Origin of the sequence: Psychroserpens sp. XS_ASV72 (assembly GCF_041224425.1) — a bacterium.
GTDB lineage: Bacteria > Bacteroidota > Bacteroidia > Flavobacteriales > Flavobacteriaceae > Psychroserpens.
This window is the reverse complement of record NZ_JBGFGL010000085.1, coordinates 331,352-355,829: the sequence shown is the minus strand read 5'-3', so window position 1 is coordinate 355,829 and position 24,478 is coordinate 331,352. Positions and strand designations below refer to the sequence as shown.

At 35.7% G+C, this 24,478-nt stretch carries 23 protein-coding genes and 1 tRNA gene; 13 read left to right on the top strand and 11 right to left on the bottom strand.

Going from position 1 to position 24,478, the window contains the following annotated elements; genetic code table 11:
- Nucleotides 1–142 precede the first annotated feature (142 nt).
- From AB9K26_RS15170 to AB9K26_RS15150, 5 genes are all read right to left on the bottom strand, one after another.
- Complete coding sequence (locus tag AB9K26_RS15170) at nt 143–1,432, bottom strand: hemolysin family protein (protein WP_369973421.1); 1,290 nt, start codon at nt 1,430–1,432, stop codon at nt 143–145.
- A gap of 240 nt (nt 1,433–1,672) precedes the next feature.
- The gene (gene lptC / locus AB9K26_RS15165) at nt 1,673–2,245 is read right to left on the bottom strand and encodes an LPS export ABC transporter periplasmic protein LptC (RefSeq protein ID WP_369973420.1); all 573 of its coding nucleotides are present in this window, start codon (nt 2,243–2,245) and stop codon (nt 1,673–1,675) included.
- Complete coding sequence (locus AB9K26_RS15160; protein WP_369973419.1) at nt 2,246–3,631, bottom strand: hypothetical protein; 1,386 nt, start codon at nt 3,629–3,631, stop codon at nt 2,246–2,248.
- 15 nt (nt 3,632–3,646) lie between these two features.
- Nucleotides 3,647–4,954 (bottom strand): hypothetical protein, encoded by a 1,308-nt coding sequence (locus AB9K26_RS15155; protein WP_369973418.1) that lies wholly within the window; start codon nt 4,952–4,954, stop codon nt 3,647–3,649.
- Nucleotides 4,954–5,682, bottom strand: a complete 729-nt coding sequence (locus AB9K26_RS15150) for a type III pantothenate kinase (protein WP_369973417.1) — start codon at nt 5,680–5,682, stop codon at nt 4,954–4,956. Before AB9K26_RS15150 ends, AB9K26_RS15155 begins: the two co-directional genes overlap by 1 nt.
- A 175-nt stretch (nt 5,683–5,857) precedes the next feature.
- On the opposite strand from AB9K26_RS15150, the gene AB9K26_RS15145 reads away from it, so the two are divergent.
- Nucleotides 5,858–5,933 (top strand) — tRNA-Phe (locus tag AB9K26_RS15145).
- A 44-nt stretch (nt 5,934–5,977) separates the two neighbouring features.
- On the opposite strand, the gene AB9K26_RS15140 is transcribed toward AB9K26_RS15145, so the two are convergent.
- The 4 genes from AB9K26_RS15140 to AB9K26_RS15125 are packed head-to-tail and all read right to left on the bottom strand — an operon-like array spanning nt 5,978 to nt 12,337.
- Complete coding sequence (locus AB9K26_RS15140) at nt 5,978–6,997, bottom strand: UDP-glucose--hexose-1-phosphate uridylyltransferase (RefSeq protein ID WP_369973416.1); 1,020 nt, start codon at nt 6,995–6,997, stop codon at nt 5,978–5,980.
- 10 nt (nt 6,998–7,007) lie between these two features.
- Complete coding sequence (galK, locus tag AB9K26_RS15135) at nt 7,008–8,165, bottom strand: galactokinase (protein WP_369973415.1); 1,158 nt, start codon at nt 8,163–8,165, stop codon at nt 7,008–7,010.
- A gap of 3 nt (nt 8,166–8,168) precedes the next feature.
- Complete coding sequence (locus tag AB9K26_RS15130) at nt 8,169–9,818, bottom strand: solute:sodium symporter family transporter (RefSeq protein WP_369973414.1); 1,650 nt, start codon at nt 9,816–9,818, stop codon at nt 8,169–8,171.
- A gap of 44 nt (nt 9,819–9,862) precedes the next feature.
- Nucleotides 9,863–12,337, bottom strand: a complete 2,475-nt coding sequence (locus AB9K26_RS15125; RefSeq protein ID WP_369973413.1) for a DUF4982 domain-containing protein — start codon at nt 12,335–12,337, stop codon at nt 9,863–9,865.
- Between the two features lie 113 nt (nt 12,338–12,450).
- On the opposite strand from AB9K26_RS15125, the gene AB9K26_RS15120 reads away from it, so the two are divergent.
- The 10 genes from AB9K26_RS15120 to AB9K26_RS15075 all read left to right on the top strand — a co-directional run bounded on the left by AB9K26_RS15120 (nt 12,451) and on the right by AB9K26_RS15075 (nt 19,691).
- The gene (locus tag AB9K26_RS15120) at nt 12,451–12,921 is read left to right on the top strand and encodes a nucleoside deaminase (RefSeq protein WP_369973412.1); all 471 of its coding nucleotides are present in this window, start codon (nt 12,451–12,453) and stop codon (nt 12,919–12,921) included.
- Nucleotides 12,922–13,010: 89 nt separating this feature from the next.
- Entirely contained in the window at nt 13,011–13,346 is a 336-nt protein-coding gene (locus tag AB9K26_RS15115) for an arsenosugar biosynthesis-associated peroxidase-like protein (protein WP_369973411.1), read from the top strand.
- 62 nt (nt 13,347–13,408) lie between these two features.
- A complete protein-coding gene (gene arsS, locus AB9K26_RS15110; RefSeq protein WP_369973410.1) occupies nt 13,409–14,464 on the top strand; it encodes an arsenosugar biosynthesis radical SAM (seleno)protein ArsS in 1,056 nt (351 codons plus the stop codon).
- A 1-nt stretch (nt 14,465) separates the two neighbouring features.
- A complete protein-coding gene (locus AB9K26_RS15105) occupies nt 14,466–14,969 on the top strand; it encodes a rhodanese-like domain-containing protein (protein WP_369973409.1) in 504 nt (167 codons plus the stop codon).
- Entirely contained in the window at nt 14,966–15,577 is a 612-nt protein-coding gene (locus AB9K26_RS15100; protein ID WP_369973408.1) for a TIGR04282 family arsenosugar biosynthesis glycosyltransferase, read from the top strand. Before AB9K26_RS15105 ends, AB9K26_RS15100 begins: the two co-directional genes overlap by 4 nt.
- Nucleotides 15,570–16,382 carry a purine-nucleoside phosphorylase gene (locus tag AB9K26_RS15095; RefSeq protein WP_369973407.1) on the top strand — a complete coding sequence of 271 codons (813 nt, stop codon included), beginning with the start codon at nt 15,570–15,572 and terminating at the stop codon, nt 16,380–16,382. Before AB9K26_RS15100 ends, AB9K26_RS15095 begins: the two co-directional genes overlap by 8 nt.
- Nucleotides 16,383–16,385: 3 nt before the next feature.
- Complete coding sequence (gene arsM, locus AB9K26_RS15090; RefSeq protein WP_369973406.1) at nt 16,386–17,357, top strand: arsenosugar biosynthesis arsenite methyltransferase ArsM; 972 nt, start codon at nt 16,386–16,388, stop codon at nt 17,355–17,357.
- An 18-nt stretch (nt 17,358–17,375) separates the two neighbouring features.
- Nucleotides 17,376–18,260: a sterol desaturase family protein gene (locus AB9K26_RS15085; protein ID WP_369973405.1), complete on the top strand. Its 885-nt coding sequence runs from the start codon at nt 17,376–17,378 to the stop codon at nt 18,258–18,260.
- Entirely contained in the window at nt 18,260–19,003 is a 744-nt protein-coding gene (locus AB9K26_RS15080; RefSeq protein ID WP_369973404.1) for a DUF547 domain-containing protein, read from the top strand. Before AB9K26_RS15085 ends, AB9K26_RS15080 begins: the two co-directional genes overlap by 1 nt.
- Complete coding sequence (locus tag AB9K26_RS15075) at nt 18,996–19,691, top strand: TIGR04283 family arsenosugar biosynthesis glycosyltransferase (RefSeq protein WP_369973403.1); 696 nt, start codon at nt 18,996–18,998, stop codon at nt 19,689–19,691. Before AB9K26_RS15080 ends, AB9K26_RS15075 begins: the two co-directional genes overlap by 8 nt.
- On the opposite strand, the gene AB9K26_RS15070 is transcribed toward AB9K26_RS15075, so the two are convergent.
- Nucleotides 19,688–20,419, bottom strand: a complete 732-nt coding sequence (locus AB9K26_RS15070; RefSeq protein ID WP_369973402.1) for a metallophosphoesterase family protein — start codon at nt 20,417–20,419, stop codon at nt 19,688–19,690. The two genes, AB9K26_RS15075 and AB9K26_RS15070, sit on opposite strands and share 4 nt — an antisense overlap.
- Nucleotide 20,420: 1 nt before the next feature.
- A complete protein-coding gene (locus tag AB9K26_RS15065) occupies nt 20,421–21,419 on the bottom strand; it encodes a glycoside hydrolase TIM-barrel-like domain-containing protein (RefSeq protein ID WP_369973401.1) in 999 nt (332 codons plus the stop codon).
- 157 nt (nt 21,420–21,576) lie between these two features.
- On the opposite strand from AB9K26_RS15065, the gene AB9K26_RS15060 reads away from it, so the two are divergent.
- Nucleotides 21,577–22,887: an NAD(P)/FAD-dependent oxidoreductase gene (locus AB9K26_RS15060; RefSeq protein ID WP_369973400.1), complete on the top strand. Its 1,311-nt coding sequence runs from the start codon at nt 21,577–21,579 to the stop codon at nt 22,885–22,887.
- Nucleotides 22,884–24,473, top strand: coding sequence for a 4Fe-4S binding protein (locus AB9K26_RS15055; protein WP_369973399.1), 1,590 nt, complete (start codon nt 22,884–22,886; stop codon nt 24,471–24,473). The genes AB9K26_RS15060 and AB9K26_RS15055 overlap by 4 nt, the downstream gene beginning before the upstream one ends.
- Nucleotides 24,474–24,478 lie beyond the last annotated feature (5 nt).

The window sequence follows — 24,478 nt, the reverse complement described above, 5'->3', positions numbered from 1 at the left end:
CGAAAATACCATTTTCTATTAAATAATAAAAGTAGAATTATGATTTTATTACTGATTTTTATAGGTTTTATCGAATGTTTTTAATTAAAATCCTATTTCAAGAAAGCGAGGGTTAAGTGGGTAATAAAATGGAGAAAGAAAGTTAATCCTCTTGTAAAATCTGAAGTTCTACAACATCAATCTTTGTAGACGAAACTTCCAATATCTTAAACTTAAAAACGCCAATAGTAACCTCGTCGTCAATTTGTGGAATTTCTTCTGCTTCATCCACAATAAGACCTCCAAGAGTTTCATAATTTTCTCCTTCTGGAAGATCTAATTTATAGGCTTCATTAATGTAATCTACTTCCAAGCGAGCTGAAAAACGATAGGTAGCCTCATTTATTTGTTCTTCTATAAGTTCAACACTATCGTGTTCGTCTTCAATTTCCCCGAAAAGTTCTTCTACGATATCCTCAACAGTCATAATACCTGCCGTTCCTCCATACTCATCAATAACCACTGCAATACTCTTTCGCTTTTTGGTGAGAATGTTCAAAACATCCTTTACCAACATGGTTGCAGGCACAAAAACCACAGGCATGGTAATAGATTTGATTGATCTTGGTTTCTTGAACAAGTCAAAAGAGTGTACATAGCCAAGCGTATCATCAATAGAGTCTTTATATACCAATATTTTAGACAAGCCTGTTTCGATGAATTTATTTCTAATATTCTTCACTGAATCCTTCACATCCACTCCAATGATTTCGGTTCTGGGCACCATCACTTCTCGTGCTTTGACTTCCGAAAATTCCAAAGCATTTTGAAAGATTTGAATTTCGCTATCCAACTCATCATGCTCTTCAACAGATTCCATCTGTTCGCTGATATAATTACCCAATTCTACTTTGGTCATGGCCAATTGCACATTGTCGCCATCTGTTTTGAAGAATGTTTTTAAAACCTGATCTGAAATCCATATCACAAAAGCAGAGACAAACCAAAATAATAAGTAGAATAGATACGCCGGAAAAGCGAATATCTTTAAAAATGAATTAGCATAAATTTGAAAAAACACTTTAGGAAGAAATTCTGCCGTAATTAAAATAATTACCGTAGAAATTATCGTTTGTGACAATAAGTTCAAATCGGTTAGCAAGTAGTTTACAATAGCATAATTTGATGGTACTAATGACTGAAACCAAGCCATAAGCACATCTCCCATAACCATCCCATAAATAACCAAAGCAATGTTATTACCAATAAGCATTGTTGCAATAAACTTTGAGGGTTTAGCGGTTAATCTGGTTAGTATTTTAGCTAGAAAATCATCTTGTTTCTTCTCAAGTTCGATGTGAATCTTATTTGAAGACACATAAGCGATCTCCATTCCGGAGAAGAATGCTGACAATAACAGCATCACAATAATGATAAGGATGTTTAAATCCATACTTATTTGTTGTTTCTATCTTGCATTTTTTTTCTGAAACGCTTTCTGAAAAAAAACATAAAAATAGATAATGCCGCAAAAAAGAAAGAAATGTAAGATCTGTTGCTACCATCATTCCAACTTACAAAACCATCATAAATAAAAAGGATGGCAAAAAACAGATATACATACTGAAAAAACTGAAGTAACTTCATTATAAGTAATCACTAAGATGAAACAAAGATAGCGATGTTTTGCAAATTATTCCTCTTTAAGCAACATATCTCCACTACCATCTAAAATAGTATAATTTTTGAACTTCGAATCTGAATCAAAAATATTGCCTGTAGCAGTATTGGCAGAAAACGATTTGAACCTTACTTCTTGATTACTAAATAACCATTCACGTTTTTGGTCATAGTACATTTGATCGGCAAACAAGCTGTCTTTTTGAGGTGTGATGAGTATGACATTGCCCTGAAGATCAATGAGGTCTGTTTCATTATACACTTTGGCATAATCTGCTAAGACTGTATTCTTATTACCATCTTCGTCATAGAGATACAAGAGAATACCATCTGGAAACTCAGAAAACGAAAAAGACCTGTTAGAAAAATCAAGCATTTTAGGACTTTTAAGATTCGCAACGACTTTGGCAGTTTCATCTTCCGTTTCCGTATATTTTAAATCAATATTAACGGCTTCGCCAATAGGTTGATTCTGTAAAACACCAATTTGCTGAACATCCTTAAAGTTGTCTTTACATGAAAAAAACATAGTCACAGTAAAAACTGTGACTATGATAAATTTTATATGTAAATCCTGAAATTTCATTTACAGTTTTGGTACTTTAACGCTACCTCCAATCCAGCATCCGATGGTAATAGTGGTACCTTCGTTTCCAGCTTCAAAAATCTCAGCTCTAGTAGGCGCATTTGCGTTGTAAGAGTTAGCTGCTTGTTGTGCTGCTGACTTCATTGATGGATCAACTCTACCTGCTTTTAAAGCTTCCTCAGCAGCATACCAAAACACTGCTCTTTTGTTAAAGTTAGAATCACCACAACTATTGGCACTCTTAGCGTACATAGATGCAATCTGTAAGTGAGGTGTTCCATCTGAAGGGTTTAACTGTAGTGCTTCTCTATAATAACGTCTAGCAGCTCCATAGCTTCCGCGTTTTTTATAACCATTGGCAATTTTCTTAGCTAAACGTCCTTTCTTGAAAACATCTGTTTCCAATTCATAGGCTTGCTTGATGTAATCATCGCCTTCACCATCTTTACCTTGCTTATATAGTATTGTTGCCACAAAATACTTTGTATCAGCTGAAGGAGCAGTTGCATCGTAAGCTTTAACCAATTCAACATACAATGGATCATCTGTACACTCTTTATTGTACATTCTACTTACAGCTCTTTTTAACCATACAGCATCCGTTTTATTTTCTGGAAAGCCTTTTTTGTAAAGAGGAATTAGGTTTTCACAATTAGCCAATTGACCAAGGTATGTGTCTAAACTTCCTGAGATTTTATCATTAGCTTCAAGTGACTTTTGATAGAAGTCTTTATACTTTCCATCTTTTTTAGAAAGCGTTTGACCAGCCTCTTCTTTCTCTATAAGCTTGTTTAAGCTACCTGTGTATTTTTCATTAATGTTCTCTAACTGTTCGCTAACATCATCGTATTTATTAAATACATCTTGCAACTCAGCATTACCAGATTTATGCAAATCTACCACCTTAGTAAAATAAACATATAACCCCTTAGCGCTTGTAAAGTTTTTTATGTCTTGCTTATAAGCTTTGTCAAAGGCATTGTAAACATCTTGATCTGAAAGCCCAAGTTCTTTCTGGTAATCATACATCAACAGTCCTTTATCTGAAAGTACTTCTCCTAAATCGTACTTACTTGGAAAGTTTTCCATTCCATCGTCCCAAACAAGCATCAAATCTTTGATAAAATTTAATTGCTCTTGTCCTGATGCGTTTTTGATTTTATGCTTTAGAATTTTTTCACCATAAGCATAAATGGCATAACTAAACTTCTTTGGGCAGTCTTTTCTAAGTTTCACCCAAGGCTCATACGCTTCATCATATTTTTTTACTTTAACGTAATCACTCATTAGTGTTAAGTTAATCATGCAGTCTTGATCTTGTTGTGCAAAGCTGAAATTTGCTGTCAAGAACAGTGCTGCAAGTACTAAAATAATTCTCGTTTTCATTGTTTAAATTTTACGTTAGTTATATTTTCTTTTTTCAAACCACCTGTCGTTTAAAGACAAGCTGAGTTGGAAATTTACAAAATTCTCTTGTATCAAATTTTGGTTGGTTGTTCCTCTTTTACCTACTTCAAAACCTAGGTTTGCGTTAGAAAACCATTTCCCAACTGGCAATCCAACTCCAAAAGATATGCCAAACTCATTTATAGTTTCATTATTGATCTCTAAACCCGTATTTTCAAAGCGCATCCCAGCCCTGTATGTTAAACGTTTCCAATAACTTGAAAACGAATCGTAATTTGGAACAATAAATCCGCCTAGTGAAAAACTAGATGCATTAACAAAAGCAGTATTGTCTATAGTGATAATTGGATTTGAAAAAGCACTTGTATTTTCAAAAGTATATTCTGCTCCTAAAAACCACTTTCTTGGTTCTCCAATACCAGCTCCAAAAGAAAACCTAGAAGGTAAGGTCAAATCTGTTTTTTCAAGTCCGGCAGCAACCAAGTCAGCATCAATAGTATTAACGACTATTTCTTGTCCTGTTTGCTCATTAATAATAATTGAAGCAAATGTTCTACTATTGTTTGAGGCAACTTTGCTCTCTGGAGTAAAAGTTACTCCTGATTGCAATTCAAGTTTTTCATTGATCATTGTTCGATAAGTAAGCCCTAGATTAATATTCAATCCGCTTAAATCTGATCTATTTTCTTCTCTTGATTGGTATTGTACTAAATTTCCGTCTCCATCGTATAAGAATTTTATCGATGAGTTTTGAATATTTCCAAAATTATAATTGATATCGATACCAGCACTTAATTTATTCGTGATTTTGTAACCTAAACCTACAAATACCTTATTCAAGCCACCTTCACCTCTATACCGATTACTAATTTTGTTATTATCATTAACATTTTCTAGCTTATATCCAACAGAAGTATACGGCATAATCCCTAAGCCAAGTCCGAACTTACCTATAGGCATATTCAATGCTAAATAATCTACTGTAGTAGAACTTGTTTTATCACTTCCAGAATCAGCCTTTAGATTAATGCTTGTGTGACTACCAGCAACTGTAAATTTGACCAATCGACTTTCATTATTCAGAATTTTAAGATTTGGCCCAACATAGGAAGCTGGATTTCTTAAATTCATATGAATACTATCATTATAGATACTTATGCCTCCCATACTTCTATTTTCAACAGTTCCTTTAAATTTTAAAGAACCTATTCCATAGAAAGAATATGGTGAAGCTGTACCTTCCTGAGCATGTGTCAACAACGCAGTAAAAGCAATAAAAACTAAAACGAGCTTTTTAATCATTAGTGTGTATTAAAATCTAAGATGAAATTCAAACCCTCCAAAAGAAAATTTGAGTTGGCAAATATGCCATTTTTTAATTGTTTTGACAAAAAATTGGCATCTCCACCTGTTAAAATAACTGTTAAATCAGGATTTTTTTCTTTATAACTAGCAATTACGCCTTCTATTTCTTTCAAAATTCCAAAAACAACGCCAGAATGAATTGCCTCATTTGTTGTAGAACCAATAATAGATTTTGGAACTTCAGTGTCTAATAACGGAAGGTTAGCTGTTAAATTATGTAAACTTTGATACCGCAACCGGATTCCTGGAGAAATAGCACCTCCTAAGTAATGATTTTTATTATTAATAAAATCATAGGTTATACAAGTACCAGCATCAATAACCAGCACATTGTCATTAGGATAATGTTTTACAGAAGCACAAACAAGTGCCAAACGATCTACACCTAATGTTTCAGGAGTTTTATATAAATTTTCAAAAGGGAGTTTTGTTTTAGAACTTAATAGTAAAAGATCAACTTGTTTTTGAACAGTTGCCACATCTTCAGGATTCAGTTTACCAACCGAAGACATAATTCCTTCTGAAATTATGGGATACTTTTTTAGAACTTGTTTGGTTGTTTTCAAAAATAAATCGTGGTGAACACTTATTTTTTCAAAGACACTTCCATTATGAAACACAGCAATTTTGACAAATGTGTTCCCAACATCGATTACTAAATTCATCCTCTCATGTTAAAAAAAGTAAACTTACAAAATGCAAAAAACTCTTTATGAGTGTTTAACCAAAAAATAACATATAACTGATTTAGAGCTGAGAACACGATTATTTAATTTTTTAGATTTTCTTTTTGCGAATAATAAAATTGCATATATATTTGCACTCTCGTTAAAAGCGACTGGTGCCTTAGCTCAGTTGGTAGAGCAAAGGACTGAAAATCCTTGTGTCCCTGGTTCGATTCCTGGAGGCACCACCACTAAAAACCCGATTCAATTGAATCGGGTTTTTTGGTTCTAAATCTTAAATTAACTCCTGTAATCTATTAACCGCTTGTTCAGCTGTAATATCTCTTTGTGGCGAGCCGAACATTTCATAACCAACCATAAATTTTTTCACTGTTGCGCTTCGCAATAAAGGCGGATAAAAACTCATGTGCCAATGCCAGTGACCATTAGAATCTTCATTTGTTGGCGATTGGTGAATGCCACTTGAATATGGGAAGGAGCATTCAAACAACTTATCATAGGCTTTGGTAATCTTTGAAATAGCATCAGCAAAGGCCAAACTTTCATTTTGGTTCATTTCGCCTATATTCTTTTGATGCGTTTTGGGCACTATCATGGTTTCAAAAGGCCATATCGCCCAAAAAGGCGTCAGGACTACAAAATCATCATTTTGATATATGATGCGTTCGTCAAGCTCGAGCTCTTGCTTTAAATAGGTTTCTAGAAGACTTTTTTGATGCTCATCAAAATATTTTTTTTGTTGCTTATCTTTTTTTGAAACTTCATTTGGCAATGTAGATTGACTCCAAATTTGTCCGTGAGGATGCGGATTACTACAACCCATGACAGCACCTTTATTTTCAAAAATCTGAACATAGTTTATGTCTTTCATGGCACCTAATTCCACATATTCTCGTTTCCATAACTCAACAACCTTTGCTATATCCTCACTTTTCATATCGGCCAAACTCATAGAATGGTCTGGACTAAAACACACGACGCGACATATTCCTTTTTCACTTTCAGCAATTAACAATCCGTCATGAATTGAAAAGTCTGGTGAATCCTTCTGTAAAGCAGAAAAATCATTGGTAAACACATAAACATCTTCATACTTTGGATTTTGCTCTCCGTTGATTCTCTTGTTTCCAGAACACAAATAACAATCAGGATCATATGTAGGACGCAAATCACTAACTATCTTTTCATTTTGACCTTGCCATGGTCGCTTGGCTCTATGTGGTGATACCAAAACCCATTCACCTGTTAAAATGTTATAGCGCTTGTGTGAATAATCTTGAAGATTTGTTTCCATTACAATTGTATCAAAATGTGTTATTAATAAGTCGTGTTCCTTCTGAAAGCACAACACGATGAATTTTACAGTCTTTATGAAAAGCTTCTTTATACCGCTTTTTTACGTCTTCAATAAACTTATTGACATAGTCCTTCTTAACCAAATTAATGGTACATCCACCAAAGCCTCCTCCCATCATTCTAGATCCAATTACATTTGGGTTGTTTTTAGCAAAATCGACCAAAAAATCTATTTCATCACAACTCACTTTATACTGGTTACTAAGTCCATCATGAGCTTCAAACAGCAGTCTTCCTAGTTGATGAATGTCATTGTTTTGTAAAGCTTCTGAAAACTCTATTACACGTTGATTTTCTTGAATCACATATAAAGCTTTTTGGTAGTCCTCAAAGGAAGTTTCATGTTTGATTGTTTCCAAACGTTCAACTGAAACATCTCGAAGTGCCTTAACACCAAGTTGTTTTGATATAGTTTCACAAACTTGACGTCTATCGTTATAAGCACTTTCATTTAAGCTATGCTTTACTTGACTGTTGACCAAAACAATTTCATAGCCTTTTAAATTGACTTTAAATTTTTCTGAATTCAAGGTTCTGCAATCTAGTAAAAGTGCGTGATCTTTAACTCCAAACATACTTGCATATTGATCCATTATACCACATTTGACACCTACATAATTGTGTTCTGCCTTTTGTGAGATTAGGATCATTTCCGTTTTAGACAAACCTAAACCAAATAAGGCATTAAGCGCAAAAACCAAGCTGTTTTCCAATGCCGCTGAAGATGATAATCCTGCACCACTTGGAATGTTTCCTGAAAAGATGACATCAAAACCTTTAAGCTGATGTCCCGCCTTTAGTATTTCAGCAACAACGCCAATAATGTAGTTTTTCCAGCCTCCATTAATCAACGGACTTAAATTTTTGAGTTGAAACTCATAGTTTTCATCAATATCAAAAGCATGAGCTCGACAAAGATTAGCGTCATTATGTTTAATTGCCAAAGCAATACCTTTATCAATAGCTGCTGGAAATACAAATCCGTCATTATAATCGGTATGCTCTCCTATAAGATTAATTCGACCAGGTGAAAATACGAGTATCGGATCCTTATCATACAGAAGTTGAAAGTGGCTATAGACCTTATTAAGTAATGTTTCACTCATAAATTAGGCGAAGTAAACATAAACACCAATCACTACAAGACAAATAACAACACTAACTAAAGTAGTATGTTTCCATGGCATAATATCGACTTGTTTGGTATATTTTTGAACGAAAGGCTCTGTTCGTGGTTTCAGTTTCCCAATAATCAACATAATGACAACATTAAGCACAAACAAAATTGCCATCACATCTAAAAAATGCGGATAGGCTTCAGCTTTGACAAGAGCCAATGCATTTTCTTCAGTAATTCCAGAAGCTTTGGCATTAGACAAGGCCTTCTCTATAAAATAAGGTTGCAATACAAATTGACTTACAATATAAAGCAAACAACCTGATAGCAATCCAATTTTTGCTGCAATTGCTGGAACCCGTTTTGTGGTATAGCCAACAATTATGATGGTAAGAATTGGTATGCTGTAAATCCCATTGATTTCCTGTAAATAGGCAAACAGACTTCCGGCTTTGGCAATCATTGGTGCTATAAACATTGAAGCAATTGCCAATACGACTCCAAAAGTTTTTCCATACTTAACAACTGTTTTTTCATCGGCTTCCTTATTGATATGCTGCTTATAGATATCAACTCCAAACAAAGTCACTGAACTATTCAAAACACTATTAAATGAACTTAGTATTGCACCGAACAAAACTGCTGCGAAAAAACCAACCCAAGCAGTAGGCAGGACTTTTTTCACCAACATAGGATAGGCACTATCGGCTGTTTCTAGATTACCCTGAAATACATGAAATGCTATCAATCCTGGTAAAACCACTATTATTGGACCTAATATTTTTATAAAAGCAGCCAAAAGCAATCCCTTCTGACCTTCCTTTAGATTTTTTGCGCCTAAGGCTCTTTGAATGATCTGTTGGTTTGTTCCCCAATAAAATAACTGCACCAACATCATTCCTGTGAAAATGGTATAAAAAGGAACTGGATCTGTTGGTCCTCCCATAGACTTAAACTTTTCGGGATGCTCTGAGGTTAATTTGGACAATCCATCTAAAATGTTGCCATCATCACCTATTAACATCAATCCAAAAATCGGAATCAAGATTCCTCCAATCAATAAACCAATAGCATTAATAGTATCTGAAACAGCCACTGCTTTTAATCCGCCAAAAACAGCATAAATGGAGCCAATGATACCGATTCCCCAAACACAAATCCAAATCGATTGCGTATGCGATACTCCCAAAATTTCAGGAAGGTCAAACATACCACTTATCGCCAAAGAACCAGAATACAAAATAATCGGTAAGAGTACAACCACATAGCCTGTCAAGAACAAAGCGGATGTCAATGTTTTTGTGGTGACATCAAAACGTCTAGCCAAAAACCCAGGAACTGTAGTCAATCCGCCTTTAAGATATCTTGGCAGTAAAAACATTGCGGTCACTACCATCGCAATGGCAGCCAATGTTTCCCAAACCATAACCGATAATCCACTTTGGTAAGCAGAACCGTTCAATCCTACGATTTGCTCTGTAGATAAATTGGTTAACAATAAAGATCCAGCAATCACACCTGCTGTCAAACTTCTACCTCCTAAAAAATAGCCGTCAGAGGAGGATTCATTGGTGCGCCTGGTTTTGTAATAAGATATCACAGCTACTAAAGCTGTAAATCCGATAAAGGTTAAAAATTGCATGATGGTATTATTAGTTTGTTAGTGGGATTCAAATGTATTGATAATTATTTTTTGACACTACTTAAATGTAATTCAGCCGACTTTAAATTTTCTCCGGAAACCTTCAAAGTTATGTCGCCTTCATTTTTTGAAGATTGAACCAATACCACCAATTTACCACTAAATAATTTCATTGTTGGTTCATGAAATAATTCTAAGGATGTTGCGTCACCATTACAAGCTGCTCTATAAGTTCCTGCTCCTGAGACTTCAAATTGTAATTGATTATTGGCTGTCGGACAAGGAATTCCATTTTGATCTGTAACGGAAACTTCAACAAATGACATATCCTTACCGTCGGCTGAAAGATTTTTCCTGTCAGGTTTTAATTGAATTTGATAAGGTTGACCAGAGGTTTGGATTTCTTTCTCAGCAGCTTTTTTTCCATCAGCATCAAATGCCACAACCTTTAATTTTCCCGCCTCATACTTAATGTCCTTCCACATCAACCTGTATCGATGCTGTGGTGTAGAATCATTTTTTGTTCTTATGCCTTGACTCTTTCCATTCAGAAAAAGTTCAGCACTATTGTAATTGGTATATACAAAAACAGGAGTGGTTTCCCCTTCTCTACCTTCCCAATTCCAATGCGGTAATACGTGTAAGGTTTCATCTTTGGTATTCCATCGACTTCTATATAAGTAAAACCTATCTTTCGGCAATCCAGCCAAATCTGAAATCCCAAAATAAGAACTTCGGGATGGCCAAAAATTATCATAAGGTGTTGGTTCTCCCAAATAGTCAAAACCTGTCCAAACGAACTCACCAATAACCCAAGGCTTATCATCTTGAAGTACAAAATCTTCATCTGGCACATTAGACCAATAACAAGCTTCCAAATCATATGAAGAACACTGTAAGTCCTCATATTGCTTCATGTTTTCCTGAACCACTGGAAACTTATACACACCTCGAGAGCTCACTGTTGAAGCGGTTTCAGAACCTAAAATAAATCCTTGAGGGAACGTTTCGTAAGCCTCTTCATAAAGATGTACTCTGTAATTGAGACCTGGCACATCCAAAATTGCTCCGAATCCAGATTCCATAGTAGCTTTAACTTGGTCCATTCCAACCGTCACAGGTCGCGTTGGATCTTCCCTGTGAAATAGATCTTGTAACCATTGCGCTCTTTCCACACCTTTTTCTCCCCATTGATCTGGCACTTCATTTCCTGAGCTCCACATCACAATACAAGGATGGTTTCTAGTGGCTTGCACTAAATTAACAACATCTTTTTCTGCGTAATCATCAAAAAAACGATTGTATCCATTTTCAACTTTTGGTTTTGCCCATTCATCAAAACTTTCAGCTAAAAACATAAAACCCATTTCGTCGCATAGCTCCAATTGTTCAAAAGACGGCATATTATGGGCACTTCTAATGGCATCACAACCCATATCCTTTAATATCTCAAGTTGTCGTCGCAATGCTGCTTTGTTCACTGCAGTCCCTAAAGGACCTAAGTCATGATGCAGACAAACCCCTTTAAACTTCCTGTTCTTTCCATTTAAACTGAAACCCTTATGAGGTTCGTACTTGATGGTTCTAATGCCAAATTTTTGAATTAATGTATCTTTTAAAATATCGTTTTCATAGAGTTCCAATACAGCTTTATAAAGGTTAGGTGATTCAGGACTCCATAGTTTGGGATTTGGAACATCTAGATTAAAATCAAAGACTCCTGTGGAATCTGACACAGCTTTAGATGTAGCAACTTCAGCTTGATTCTGATCTAATATTTTGGTTTTCACAGATAAGTTCTTACCTGTTGCACTGGTTTTAATATTTACAGTAGATCTATTTTCTGAAACTTCAGGCGTTGTGATAAATGTCTGCCAATGATCAAAACGTGTATCGTTGGTTATTACCAAACTTACATTCCGGTATAATCCAGCACCTGGATACCAACGCGAGGCAAATTCCTTATTGGATAATTTAACAGATAATAGATTTTCTTTATCAATTAAAATTTTATCAGAAATATCAAAGTAAAAGTAGCTATAACCATAAGCCCATTCACCAACTTTTTGTCCGTTTAAATAAACTTGTGGCTCACTCATAGCACCTTCAAAAAGTAACAAGGCTTTTTTATTATTATCAAATTCAGGAACAGTAAATGAATTTCTATACCAACCTTCGCCTATATGAGGCAATGAACCGGTTCGTCCAGTTTTTTCAGTAGCTACTTCTTCTCCATTCTGAACAATAGCCACATTCTGTTTATCTATCTCTTTATCAAATGGCCCATAAATAGCCCAATCATGCGGAACAGAAACACTTTCCCAATTGGAATCATCAAAATCTATTTGAAAGGCCTCCTCATTGGCTTCTTTACTGAATTTCCAGTTATCTTCTAAGACTATGGTCTTTCTTAGGAATGTGTCATTTTCATTCGGATTGCAAGCAAACACTAATAGCATCAGTAAAAAGCTGAATGATAACTTTAATGTTTGAAAACTAATTTCATTGAAAAATTTCATAGGGATAGAATTAATGAAGTTTAAAGATAGGTATTCTTTAAACATTCAGAAATAAATCTAATTTAATATCACTGAAACCTTAAATCATTTGTATTTTTCCTAAAAAATAAAATATGTGCAAGGAACAATTTATGCAAGAAGCGGTAAAAGCTGCTATAGAAGGTATGAACAATAATGAAGGTGGACCTTTTGGCTGTGTTATTGTTAAAGACGGAAAAATTATTGGTCGTGGTAATAATCGCGTTACATCTACCAATGACCCAACAGCACACGCTGAAGTGAATGCCATAAGAGATGCCTGTAAAAATCTAGAATCTTTTCAATTGGAAGGTTGTGAAATTTATACTTCATGCGAACCTTGCCCTATGTGTTTAGGTGCCATTTATTGGGCTCGTCCTGATAAAGTATATTACGGAAGCAATCAGGTTGATGCAGCTAATATTGGTTTTGACGATCAATTTATTTACGATGAAATTCCTTTGCCTTACGCAGAACGCAAAATTCCATTTGAACAGTTGGGAAGACAAATCGCATTAGAGCCTTTCAAAGCTTGGCAAGAAAAGGAAGACAAAACCCATTACTAAAATTATTCGTATACATTTTGTAATCCTTTGTAAGACGTTTCGACGAAAGTTACTATAATTCATATCCTATAAAACTATTAATTCAACTTATGCAAAAAACATATTACAATCCATCAGACCTTAAAAAATTTGGAAAGATTACTGAATGGAGTGAAGAATTAGGAAATAAATTTTTTGAATACTACGGAAAAGTATTCGAGGAAGGCGCATTAACCGCTAGAGAAAAATCATTAATTGCTTTAGCCGTTGCTCATACAGAGCAATGTCCTTACTGTATTGATGCCTATTCACAAGATGGCCTGCAACGCGGTATTACTAAGGAAGAAATGATGGAAGCCATTCATGTTGGCGCAGCCATAAAAAGTGGCGCAACATTGGTACATGGCGTACAAATGATGAATAAGGTGAATAAGCTCGACGGTTAGATTAACTTATAAAACCAACAGCTACTAGTATTCGTAAATTTCAGTAAAAGACACTACAATTAATGGCTACCAAATCACTAAAAAAACAACAAAACGATTTAGCAAACAGCAAAAGGCAACTTGAAATTTTGTCGAATGGCATATTTCAAAGTGGAGAATTACCCAAATTCAAGGATAAAATTTCAGAGAGCAATCAGTTTCCATTAAAGGCCAAAACCCTTGAAATTTTGCAAATCAATGTTGGCTATATGTGCAACCAGGTTTGTGATCATTGCCATGTTGATGCTGGTCCAGATCGAACCGAAATCATGACGCGTGAGACCATGCAGCAATGCTTGGATGTTATCCAAACTTCAGGAGCACATACTTTGGATCTCACAGGTGGCGCACCGGAAATGAATCCGAATTTTAGATGGTTTGTTGAGGAAGCAGCAAAAGTAGGTATTGAAGATTTTATTGTACGTTCTAACCTGACCATCATTAGAGCTAACAAAAAATTTCATGACCTTCCCGAATTTTTCAAAAAACACAATGTTCATGTGGTGAGCTCTATGCCACATTGGACTAAAGGCAAAACTGACAAACAACGCGGTGATGGTGTTTTTGATAAGTCGATTAAAGCGCTTCAGGAACTCAATACTGTAGGTTATGGGATGCCAGATAGTGCACTTCGATTGGATTTGGTCTATAACCCTTCGGGAGCATTTTTACCTGGAGACCAATCTGCTATGGAAAAGGATTTTAAAAAGGCATTACTGGATGATTTTGGTATTCATTTTCACAATCTATTTGCCATAACCAACCTTCCTATTTCTCGTTTTTTGGATTATTTGATTGCTTCCGAAAATTACGAAGATTACATGTACGAATTGGTTGAAGCCTTTAATCCTTCCGCAGTAAAAAATGTGATGTGCACAAACACCTTATCGGTAAGTTGGGATGGCTATTTATACGACTGTGATTTTAATCAAATGCTTGAATTACCAGTGAACAGTAAGGTAAAGCATATTTCAGAATTTAATCAGGACCTTTTGGAAGGTCGCAATATTGTGATTTCGCAACACTGCTATGGTTGTACTGCTGGAGCTGGTAGTAGTTGTCAAGGATCTGTAGCTTAACATGAAATCCATCTTATTTTACATATCATTTTTTTTAGCTTTTACCGCCTATTCTCAAGACAGTCTGTCAGAATTGCTTCAAAGACACAATCAAAAACATGTGCCATATATTTCAGTTCAAGAATTGGCAATGCCTAAAACCAATCCCATCTTATTAGATGCTAGAGAATCTTCAGAATATGAGGTTAGCCATATCAAAGGTGCCATTTTTGTTGGTTATAATGATTTCAACATAGAGCTAGTAAAAAGTCAATTTCCTGACAAAACCCAAGCTATAGTGGTTTATTGTTCCTTAGGGATTCGCTCGGAAACTATTGCTAAAAAGCTTTCGGATGAAGGCTATACCAATGTGACCAATCTTTATGGTGGTATTTTCGAATGGAAAAACAAGGGTTTTTCAGTATATAATTCAGAAGACAAAGAAACAGATAGTATTCATGCCTTTTCAAAATATTGGAGCAAATGGCTGAATAGAGGCATTAAAGTTATACCCAAACCACAATGAACACAAATGCTTTAATGATCTTTACTAGAAATCCTGAGTTGGGACAATGCAAAACACGCTTGGCAAAAACCATAGGTGATCAGGCTGCATTAGATATTTACAAGCATCTTTTGAAACATACTGCTGAAGTTGCAAAACATGTAGATGCTGACAAACATATATTCTATTCTGAGATGATTATTGAAAATGACTTATGGACAAAACCTCACTTTTTCAAGCAATTACAAGAAGGTTCAGATTTAGGTCAACGTATGCAGAATGCTTTTGATAAACTTTTTGATTCTGGTTATAAAAACATCATTATCATTGGCAGTGATTTAATGGATCTCAAAGCAAATATTATTGCTTTGGCTTTTGAAAACTTACAAACCAATGATGTGGTGATCGGACCAGCTGAAGATGGAGGTTATTATCTTTTAGGCATGAAAAAGAGAATCCCTTCAATTTTCAAAAACAAACTATGGGGAACTGATAGCGTTCTAAAAGACACCCTAAAAGATTTACAAAACCTTAAGATTTTTCAATTGAAAGAATTAAACGATATTGATACATTTGAAGATTTGAAACCTTACCATCAACTAAAACCATTTTACAACAGTCATGATTAAATTTATAACTGAAACTGCGAACTACCTAAAGTCGAAAGGCTTCGAAAACTCAGAAATTGGTATTATTTTAGGCACAGGATTGGGACAACTCACCAATGAAATTGATATCATAAAGGAAGTGAGTTATAACCATATCCCAAACTTTCCAACAGCTACTGTTGAGTTCCACAAAGGGAAACTTATGTATGGCACTTTGGAAGGCAAAAAAGTGGTCGTTATGCAAGGTCGCTTTCATGTATATGAAGGCTACTCGCTTCAAGATGTGAGTTATCCTGTTCGTGTTATGGAAAAATTGGGCATAAAAACCTTATTGGTCTCCAATGCTGCTGGAGCGGTTAACCTGAATTTCAAAAAAGGCGAATTGATGCTTATTGATGATCACATTAATTTACAAGGTAGTTCTCCGCTAGCATTCAAAGGTGTTTCCGCTCTAGGAGAACGCTTTACGGATATGAGCCAGCCTTATGATGCGGAAATCAATTCTAAATTCAAAGCCTTAGCTAAGGATAAAGGCATCACTTTACATGAAGGTGTTTATGCGAGTGTTGTTGGTCCACAATTGGAAACCAGAGCCGAATACCGTATGCTGAAGATTATTGGCGCAGATGCTGTTGGCATGAGTACGGTTCCAGAAATTATTGTTGCAAACCATCTCAACATGAGAGCTGCTGCGATTTCTGTATTGACTGACGAATGTGATCCAGACAATCTAAAACCAGTTAATATTGATGAAATTATTGCGATGGCCTCAAAAGCCGAACCTGAAATGATCGCTTTGTTTAAAGCACTGATTAAAGAATTATAAATTATGGATAACTATTTAAATGCTACGAATACGCTTTATAAGGAAGCTGCTCTAACACCAGATGTTGGATTATGCTGTACGACCAATCCTATTTGGGAATTGCCTGGTCTTAAAATCCCAAAAATCATGCAAGAGATGAATTATGGTTGTGGAAGTACTGTACATGCAAGAGATTTGACCAACAACCCGAAAATGTTATATGTTGGTGTTGGTGGCGGGATGGAACTGCTTCAGTTTTCTTATTTCAATAGGCAAAAAGGTGGTGTTATTGGAGTTGATGTTGTAGATGAAATGTTGGAAGCATCACGTCGAAACTTTGAGGAAGCCGAAAAGATGAATGACTGGTTTAAATCAGATTTTGTAGAACTGAAAAAAGGAGACGCTTTAAATCTACCGGTTGAGGATAATAGTATTGATGTGGCAGCTCAAAATTGCTTGTTCAATATTTTTAAAACCGATGATCTTAAAAAGGCACTTGCTGAAATGTATCGCGTCCTAAAACCTCATGGTCGATTGGTAATGAGTGATCCTACTTGTGAGCAGCCTATGAATGATGCCTTAAGAAATGATGATCGTTTAAGAGCGTTGTGCTTGAGTGGTAGCTTACCTATTTCAGAGTATGTGAAAGCCTTAACAGATACAGGCTTTGGAACCATCGAAATTAGAGCGAGAAAACCGTATCGTATTCTTGATCCAAAACATTATCCAACCGATGAATTAATCTACATCGAATCTATTGAAGTAGCTGCTATTAAAGATCCAATGCCAGCTGACGGACCATGTATTTTTACAGGAAAGGCTGCCATTTATTATGGTGAAGCTGATTATTTTGATGATAAGGCAGGTCACGTACTACTCAAAAATCAACCATTGGCCATTTGTGATAAAACTGCAAATGCCTTGAAAAATTTAGGAAGAGATGATATCTTTATAAGTGAATCTACCTATCATTATGATGGTGGTGGTTGCTGTTAATTGATTTAAAATTTAGTTATGGAAAAGTACATTGACATCATTCAGGAATCTTATGTTGGGTATTGGAATTACCTCAAACGAGAACTCTTATTCCAAAATAATTGGGATAACTATTTTTATGGTTTGATTTTAATTTCGGTTATTGTTTGGATACTTGAAATTGCATTCCCTTGGCGTAAGGACCAACCCTTGTTTAGAAAAGACTTTTGGCTGGATACTTTTTACATGTTTTTCAATTTTTTCCTTCTGAATTTAATCGTTCTGATTGCCCTTTCCAATACTGTCGCTGAATTATTTAACGATGTTTTGGGTTTGATCGGACTGCAACTTTCGGATTTCCAATTATTTGATTCAACAGATTTACCAAAATGGTTGGGACTACTCATTTTCTTTTTGGTGAACGACTTTGTACAATGGAATACCCATCGCTTGTTACATCGCGTGCCATGGTTATGGAATTTTCACAAAGTGCATCACAGTGTGAAGCAAATGGGATTTGCAGCACATTTACGTTATCACTGGATGGAACCAGTTGTTTATAATTCCATTAGGTATATTCCCTTAGCTATTATAGCCAATTACAGCGCTCAAGATGTTGCTATTGTTTATTTCTTTGCCATTGCTATTGGTCATCTCAACCATGCAAATTTGGGTTGGGACTATGGCATTTTGAAGTATATTTTCAACAATCCTAAAATGCACATTTGGCATCACGCCAAAGAATTACCTCAACATGCAAGATATGGCGTGAATTTTGGACTAACCTTAAGTATTTGGGATTATCTTTTTAAAACCGATTACATTCCTCGTGATGGAAAAGATATTGAACTTGGTTTTGAAGGTGATGAGCAATTCCCAAAAGGATTTGTTGAACAGGAATTATATCCATTAAATCAAAAGTAATGCATCTAAAATCGTTTTTCTTACTGTTTTTCACTTTTGCACTTTTCAATTGTGGCACTTCAGCGCAAGTCAAAACAAACACTGAAAAAACATCCAACACCATTGATCATGAGATTTGGAATGACGTTCTTCAGAAATTTGTGTCAAATACTGGACAAGTGAATTATAAGGGTTTGAAATCTGATAGCTCTGGATTATATAATTATATCTTCCTTCTGAAAAACAATCCGCCACAAAACGATTGGAGTCGTCAAGAAAAATTAGCTTATTGGATCAACGCTTATAATGCACTAACCATAGATTTAATCCTGAGAAATCATCCCTTGAAAAGTATCAAGGACATCGATAACCCTTGGAATCAAGAGCTTTGGAAAATAGGAAACGATGTTTACAGTCTTAATGATATTGAACACCAAATCTTACGTAAAATGGACGAGCCTAGGATTCATTTTGCAATCGTTTGTGCTTCAATCTCTTGTCCGAAATTACAAAACACAGCTTTCACTGCTAGAGATTTGGAATCCCAACTGACCAATGCCACAAAGGAATTTCTTTTAGACCCTTCCAAAAACAAGATTACCAAAAGCCAATTAGAGATATCGAAAATTTTCAAGTGGTTTACAAAGGATTTTAAGTCTTCAGAATCCACTGTTATTGATTTCATTAATCGCTATACTGATGTCACTATTTCTGAAGATGCTGAAATTAGCTACATGGAATACAATTGGAATCTGAATGATTAAGATTTCCGTCATAATTCCAGTTCTTAACGAAGCTGAAACCATTGGCAAACTCATTTTATATCTTACTGAAAATGCTTTTAATCCGAATACGCTAGAATTTATCATTGTTGATGGTGGCAGTACAGATGACACTAGTAAAATTGTCAATGATTTTGACGCTGCACGATTATTACATTCAGAAAAAGGCAGAGCCAAACAGATGAATTTTGGAGCCCAAAAAGCTTCAGGAACCATACTTTACTTTTTACATGCCGACTCCTTTCCACCAAAATATTTTGATCGTTACATTTTAGAAGAAGTTGAAAAAGAAAATTTAGCAGGCTGTTTCCGAATGCAATTTGACAGTAACCATTGGTGGTTGCGATTGGCTAGTTGGTTTACACAATTCTCTTGGAAAGTCTGTAGAGGTGGTGATCAAAGCTTGTTTGTCTCCAAAAACTTATTTGAAGACATTGGTGGTTATGATGAAAATTATATTATTTATGAAGATAACGTCTTAATCGACGAGCTTTATAAACAGAGCAAATTTGTTGTTATAAACAAAAAGATTAAAAGCTCAGCAAGACGTTATGAAAAGCAAGGTATCTGGAAATTGCAGTTTCATTTTTGGGTCATCCATCTCAAAAAATCGCTTGGTGCTTCAGCAGATGATTTGTATGCTTACTATAAAAAGCACCTTCTAAACTAATCCTTATTTCGACCCATTTCATCAGGATATAAATTTTGTAATCGTCTACTCTGAAAAACTTCTTTGGTGTTAATATCTATAGCTGATAATTTTCCTGTAAATGCTGCACCAGTATCGACATTCCAAACATTGGCTACATGAATCGGCTTTTTCTTGTTATAATTAATTGTTGGTGTGTGTCCGATATAAATTTCAGAATAATGCTTTAGTCTTTTAGGGTAAAACTCAGATTTCGTTTTTAACTTTTTATCCATAGCCAAAGCCATTTCCCATAGGGTTCTATCATAATAAAAGTTCGTACTATCGGTTTCGTTATTAACTCCATGCATTGAGGTGAAACCAGCATGAATAAACAAACGTTGGTTTTCATCAATATGATATAAAGGCATACTACTGAAAAAATCCAGGTGCTGTTGCTTTTCAGCTTCGGAAAATTTAGCATAACTCTCCACAGTTTCTTGTCCGCCATGAGATAACCAAACTAACGGACTTCTATTATTGCGAAGCCATTCTTCACACCAGACATCATGATTGCCTTTAATGAAGATGCAATCATTGGTTTTTGACAATTCAATGAGATATTGTATCACTTGAGCCGATTCACTCCATCCATCCACATAATCGCCAAGAAAAATAAGATGATCTGTCGGCTTTACCTTAGCACGTTCCATCAATTGGATGAGTCCTTTTAATCCACCATGAATATCACCAATAACCAATGTTCTCATATCAGTCTTTTAAATAGTAAGATTTGATAACCATTTCAACAGGTTTGTTTTGGGGCGTAAATTGATTGTCTTCCTTTCCACCACTTTTTTCATGGTTATGAAACCATTTCCAAACAAATCCGCCAGCAAACCATTCTTCATTCCAAAAGGTTTCAAATAAGGCTTGTGTAGCATTGGCTTGACCTTCAAAATTTAGTGAGGTGATTTTATAGTCACTTTCCCATGGTTCCTTTCCGGTAAAATCCATACTTCGGTATCCATATTCAGTAAACAGAATTGGCTTGTTATACGTTTTTGACAGATTTTCAATTTCAGTTTTGTGGGATTTCCAACCTTTTATACAATCTTCAACCGTTGGAGTTTTTTGATCACTCACAGGAAAATAAGCATCAACACCTATATAATCTAAATCGTTCCAAAAAGGCGTGCGTTTAAATTCATCCCAATTTGAAGCATAGGTCAGCTTTCCTTTGTAAATACTTTTGATATCCTTAATCAATTGGTTCCAATAGTCTGGACGATACTTTACGAAAGCCTCTAATTCTGTACCAATACAAAACAACTCACTTTGGGTTTCTTCAGCAAGATGAGCATATTCCATAATGAAATCTTTATAGGATGTTTCAAAAGTTTTCCAAAGTTCTTCTGAATTCATCTCAATATGACCAGTATACAGACCTCGCCAAACCCAAATTTGTGGTTTTATCATGATCTTGACATCTTTCTTACGAAGCGTTTCAATATACTGTTTAGCCCCTTCTCGAATTTCACCAAACCATTGTCGTTCGGTATTATGTACAATTTCAGGATATTCTAAATCCCTAATAAACCCGAAAGGCATAATCGCTACAAAATTAGCTCCCACTTCGGCTACTGGATTGGCATGAGAGTCATCAATAGCCTCTCTTGAAGCCACAAAACTTAATCCGTTGATCTTTGGTTGTTGGACGGCACACGAATTAAAGACAAGTATTAAAAACAATAGTCTTATAAAAGTCATACTAAAATATTTTCAACTCTAAATTACAGCTTAACTTATATAATTCGCATTAAGAATGCGTTAAATCTCACTTATTTTCAATTGTCTTTTGAATACGTCCCAATATCATTTGTTAAGTTCTTATCTTTAAGACGACTTATCATCAGAACAAAATTCTATGGAACACCTCGTTATTATCGGAAATGGAATTTCAGGCATTACACTTGCTAGACATGTTAGAAAACGTTCCGATAAAAAGATAACCATTATTTCTGCTGAAACCGAGTATTTCTTTTCCCGAACAGCACTTATGTATGTGTATATGGGACACATGAAGTTTGAACACACACAACCCTACGAGAATTGGTTTTGGGAAAAGAACCATATCAATCTCGTTAAGGCTTATGTCGAGCATGTCGATACAGATCAAAAGCAACTCAAGCTTTCCGATGGAAATCGCATTAGCTATGACAAACTAGTTATCGCTACTGGAAGCAAACCCAATAAGTTTGGTTGGCCTGGACAAGATTTGGAAGGTGTTATGGGACTATATCATAAACAGGATTTAGAAAATCTTGAGACCTTTGCACCAAATAACAAAATTTGTAAACGTGCGGTTATTGTTGGTGGCGGATTAATAGGTATTGAATTGGCTGAAATGTTAAGTTCCAGAAGTATTCCCGTGACCTTTTTAGTTCGAGAATCGAGCTTTTGGAACAGTGTGTTACCTGAAGGTGAAAGTGAAATGATCAATCGGCATATCAAAAGCCATCATATCGATTTGAGATTATCTTCCAATCTTCAAGAAATAAAAGCCGATGAAAACGGCAAGGTAAAATCGGTCATCATCAAAGAAACTGGAGAGGAGATCACCTGCGATGTTGTTGGTCTAACAGCTGGTGTGTCTCCAAATATTGATTTTTTAAAACCATCAAACATTGAGATCGAAAAGGGGGTTTTAGTAAATCGTTATTTGGAAACCAACATACAAAATGTCTACGCCATTGGTGATTGTGCCGAACAACGTGAAGCCATAGGAAACCGAAGACCAATAGAAGCGGTTTGGTACACTGGACGCATGATGGGCGAAACATTAGCACAAACGCTTTGTGGAAATCGAATGCAGTACAATCCTGGTCATTGGTTCAATTCGGCTAAGTTTTTTGATATTGAATACCAAACCTATGGTTGGGTTTTTGGAAAAAAAGGGCGACCAGACTATGAAACACATTTTCATTGGAAACATCAAGACGATGCGAAATGCATAACTATAGCGTATCATAAAGACACCAAACAGTTTCTTGGCATCAATACCTTTGGCATTCGAATGCGTCATGACAAATTTGATCAATGGCTGAATGAAAAACGAGATGTTGACTTCGTCGTGGAGCATCTTTCAGAAGCGAACTTTGATCCAGAGTTTTATAAACGATACGAATCAGAAATCCTTTCTGCTTACAAAAACCAATTACAAACCCAAACAGTATGAGCAATAAACTAGATCATAGTATGTCGTTGGCAAAACCTGATGCCTTAGCTATTTCAAATTCGCAACGAATAGCTTTAGCATTAGGTGTTATGGGTTTGTTTATTATGGCATTAGCTGTATTCAATACCACTTTACCAAACAATGGCTTATGGCTCACTCTCGCTTTAGGCCTCATTGCAACTGGGACGATTTGGTTTTCTAGGGAAGCTTATATATCAAAATCTGAAGGCATTAAAAATGATGGTGTTTGGTTTAAATCGATTTCCTCGCGTGGTATTTGGGGTTGGTTGGTTGGCGTAATTCTAACCGTATTTTACATCGTACTTTATTTCTACCCAAAATATCTTGGATTGGGAACAGATGGCAATCCGAACTCAGGTTTAATTGCCATGTTCGATCCTTTGAGCAACTTATTGAGCGAAAGAAATGCAAGTCAGTGGTTTGTTTACGGGACCTTGTACACCTTGGCTATTTTGGCATTCGGATATAAATTCTTGTTGAAATACAGACATAATCGCTACCAACAATTGCGCACCTTTTCAGTCATGTTTTTTCAATTGGGATTCGCGTTCCTGATTCCAGAATTCATGTATGTCATGAACAATGACTTGCCTTATTACGATTTAAAAAACATCTGGCCTCTTAATTACTACTTGTTCGATGAGTGGTCTGTAAATGCATTTTTATCTAATGGAACAATCGGTTTAGCGCTTCTGCTTTTTGGTATAGTTTCCATTTTTGTCATCACACCAATTCTGACCTATAAATTTGGGAAACGTTGGTACTGCTCTTGGGTTTGTGGTTGTGGCGGATTAGCTGAAACGGCAGGAGATTCGTTCAGACAATTATCCTCAAAAAAATTATATGCTTGGAAGATTGAACGTTGGTTGGTTCATGTGGTTTTGGTGTTTTCTGTGGTGATGACTACAGCCATGGTGTACACCTATTTAGGCTATGATAAAAATGATTTTTGGCTGACAAGATCTGTGTTTATTTGTCTTGTCATCGGATTTTTATCATTGGTTTTTGGAAGTATCATGTTGTTTAAAAGAAAAGAACTAGAAAAAGATGCCAAGTATGGCGCTATCGGATTCTTTTCGGTAATCATCCTATTGATTTTTATGCATCTTACAGGAACTACTGAACACGTGTTTTTTATTGAAGGGTATCAGTTGCGTTCGGCTTACGGACTTTACATTGGCTCTATCTTTTCAGGAGTCATCGGCACAGGTTTTTATCCTATTTTAGGAAATCGGGTTTGGTGCCGTTTTGGTTGTCCGATGGCTGCTATTCTCGGATTTCAACAGCGTTTGTTTTCAAAATTTAGAATCACTACCAATGGCGGACAATGTATTTCCTGCGGAAATTGTTCAACCTACTGCGAGATGGGAATTGATGTGCGTGCATACGCACAGAAAGGTGAAAATATTGTGCGTTCCAGTTGTGTAGGTTGCGGCATTTGTGCTGCGGTTTGCCCGAGAGGTGTTCTGAAATTAGAAAATGATAGTATGAAAGGACGCATCAATTCAAACGACATACTTCTAGGAAATGATGTTGACCTGATGACATTGGTTAACGAGAAATAAGATGT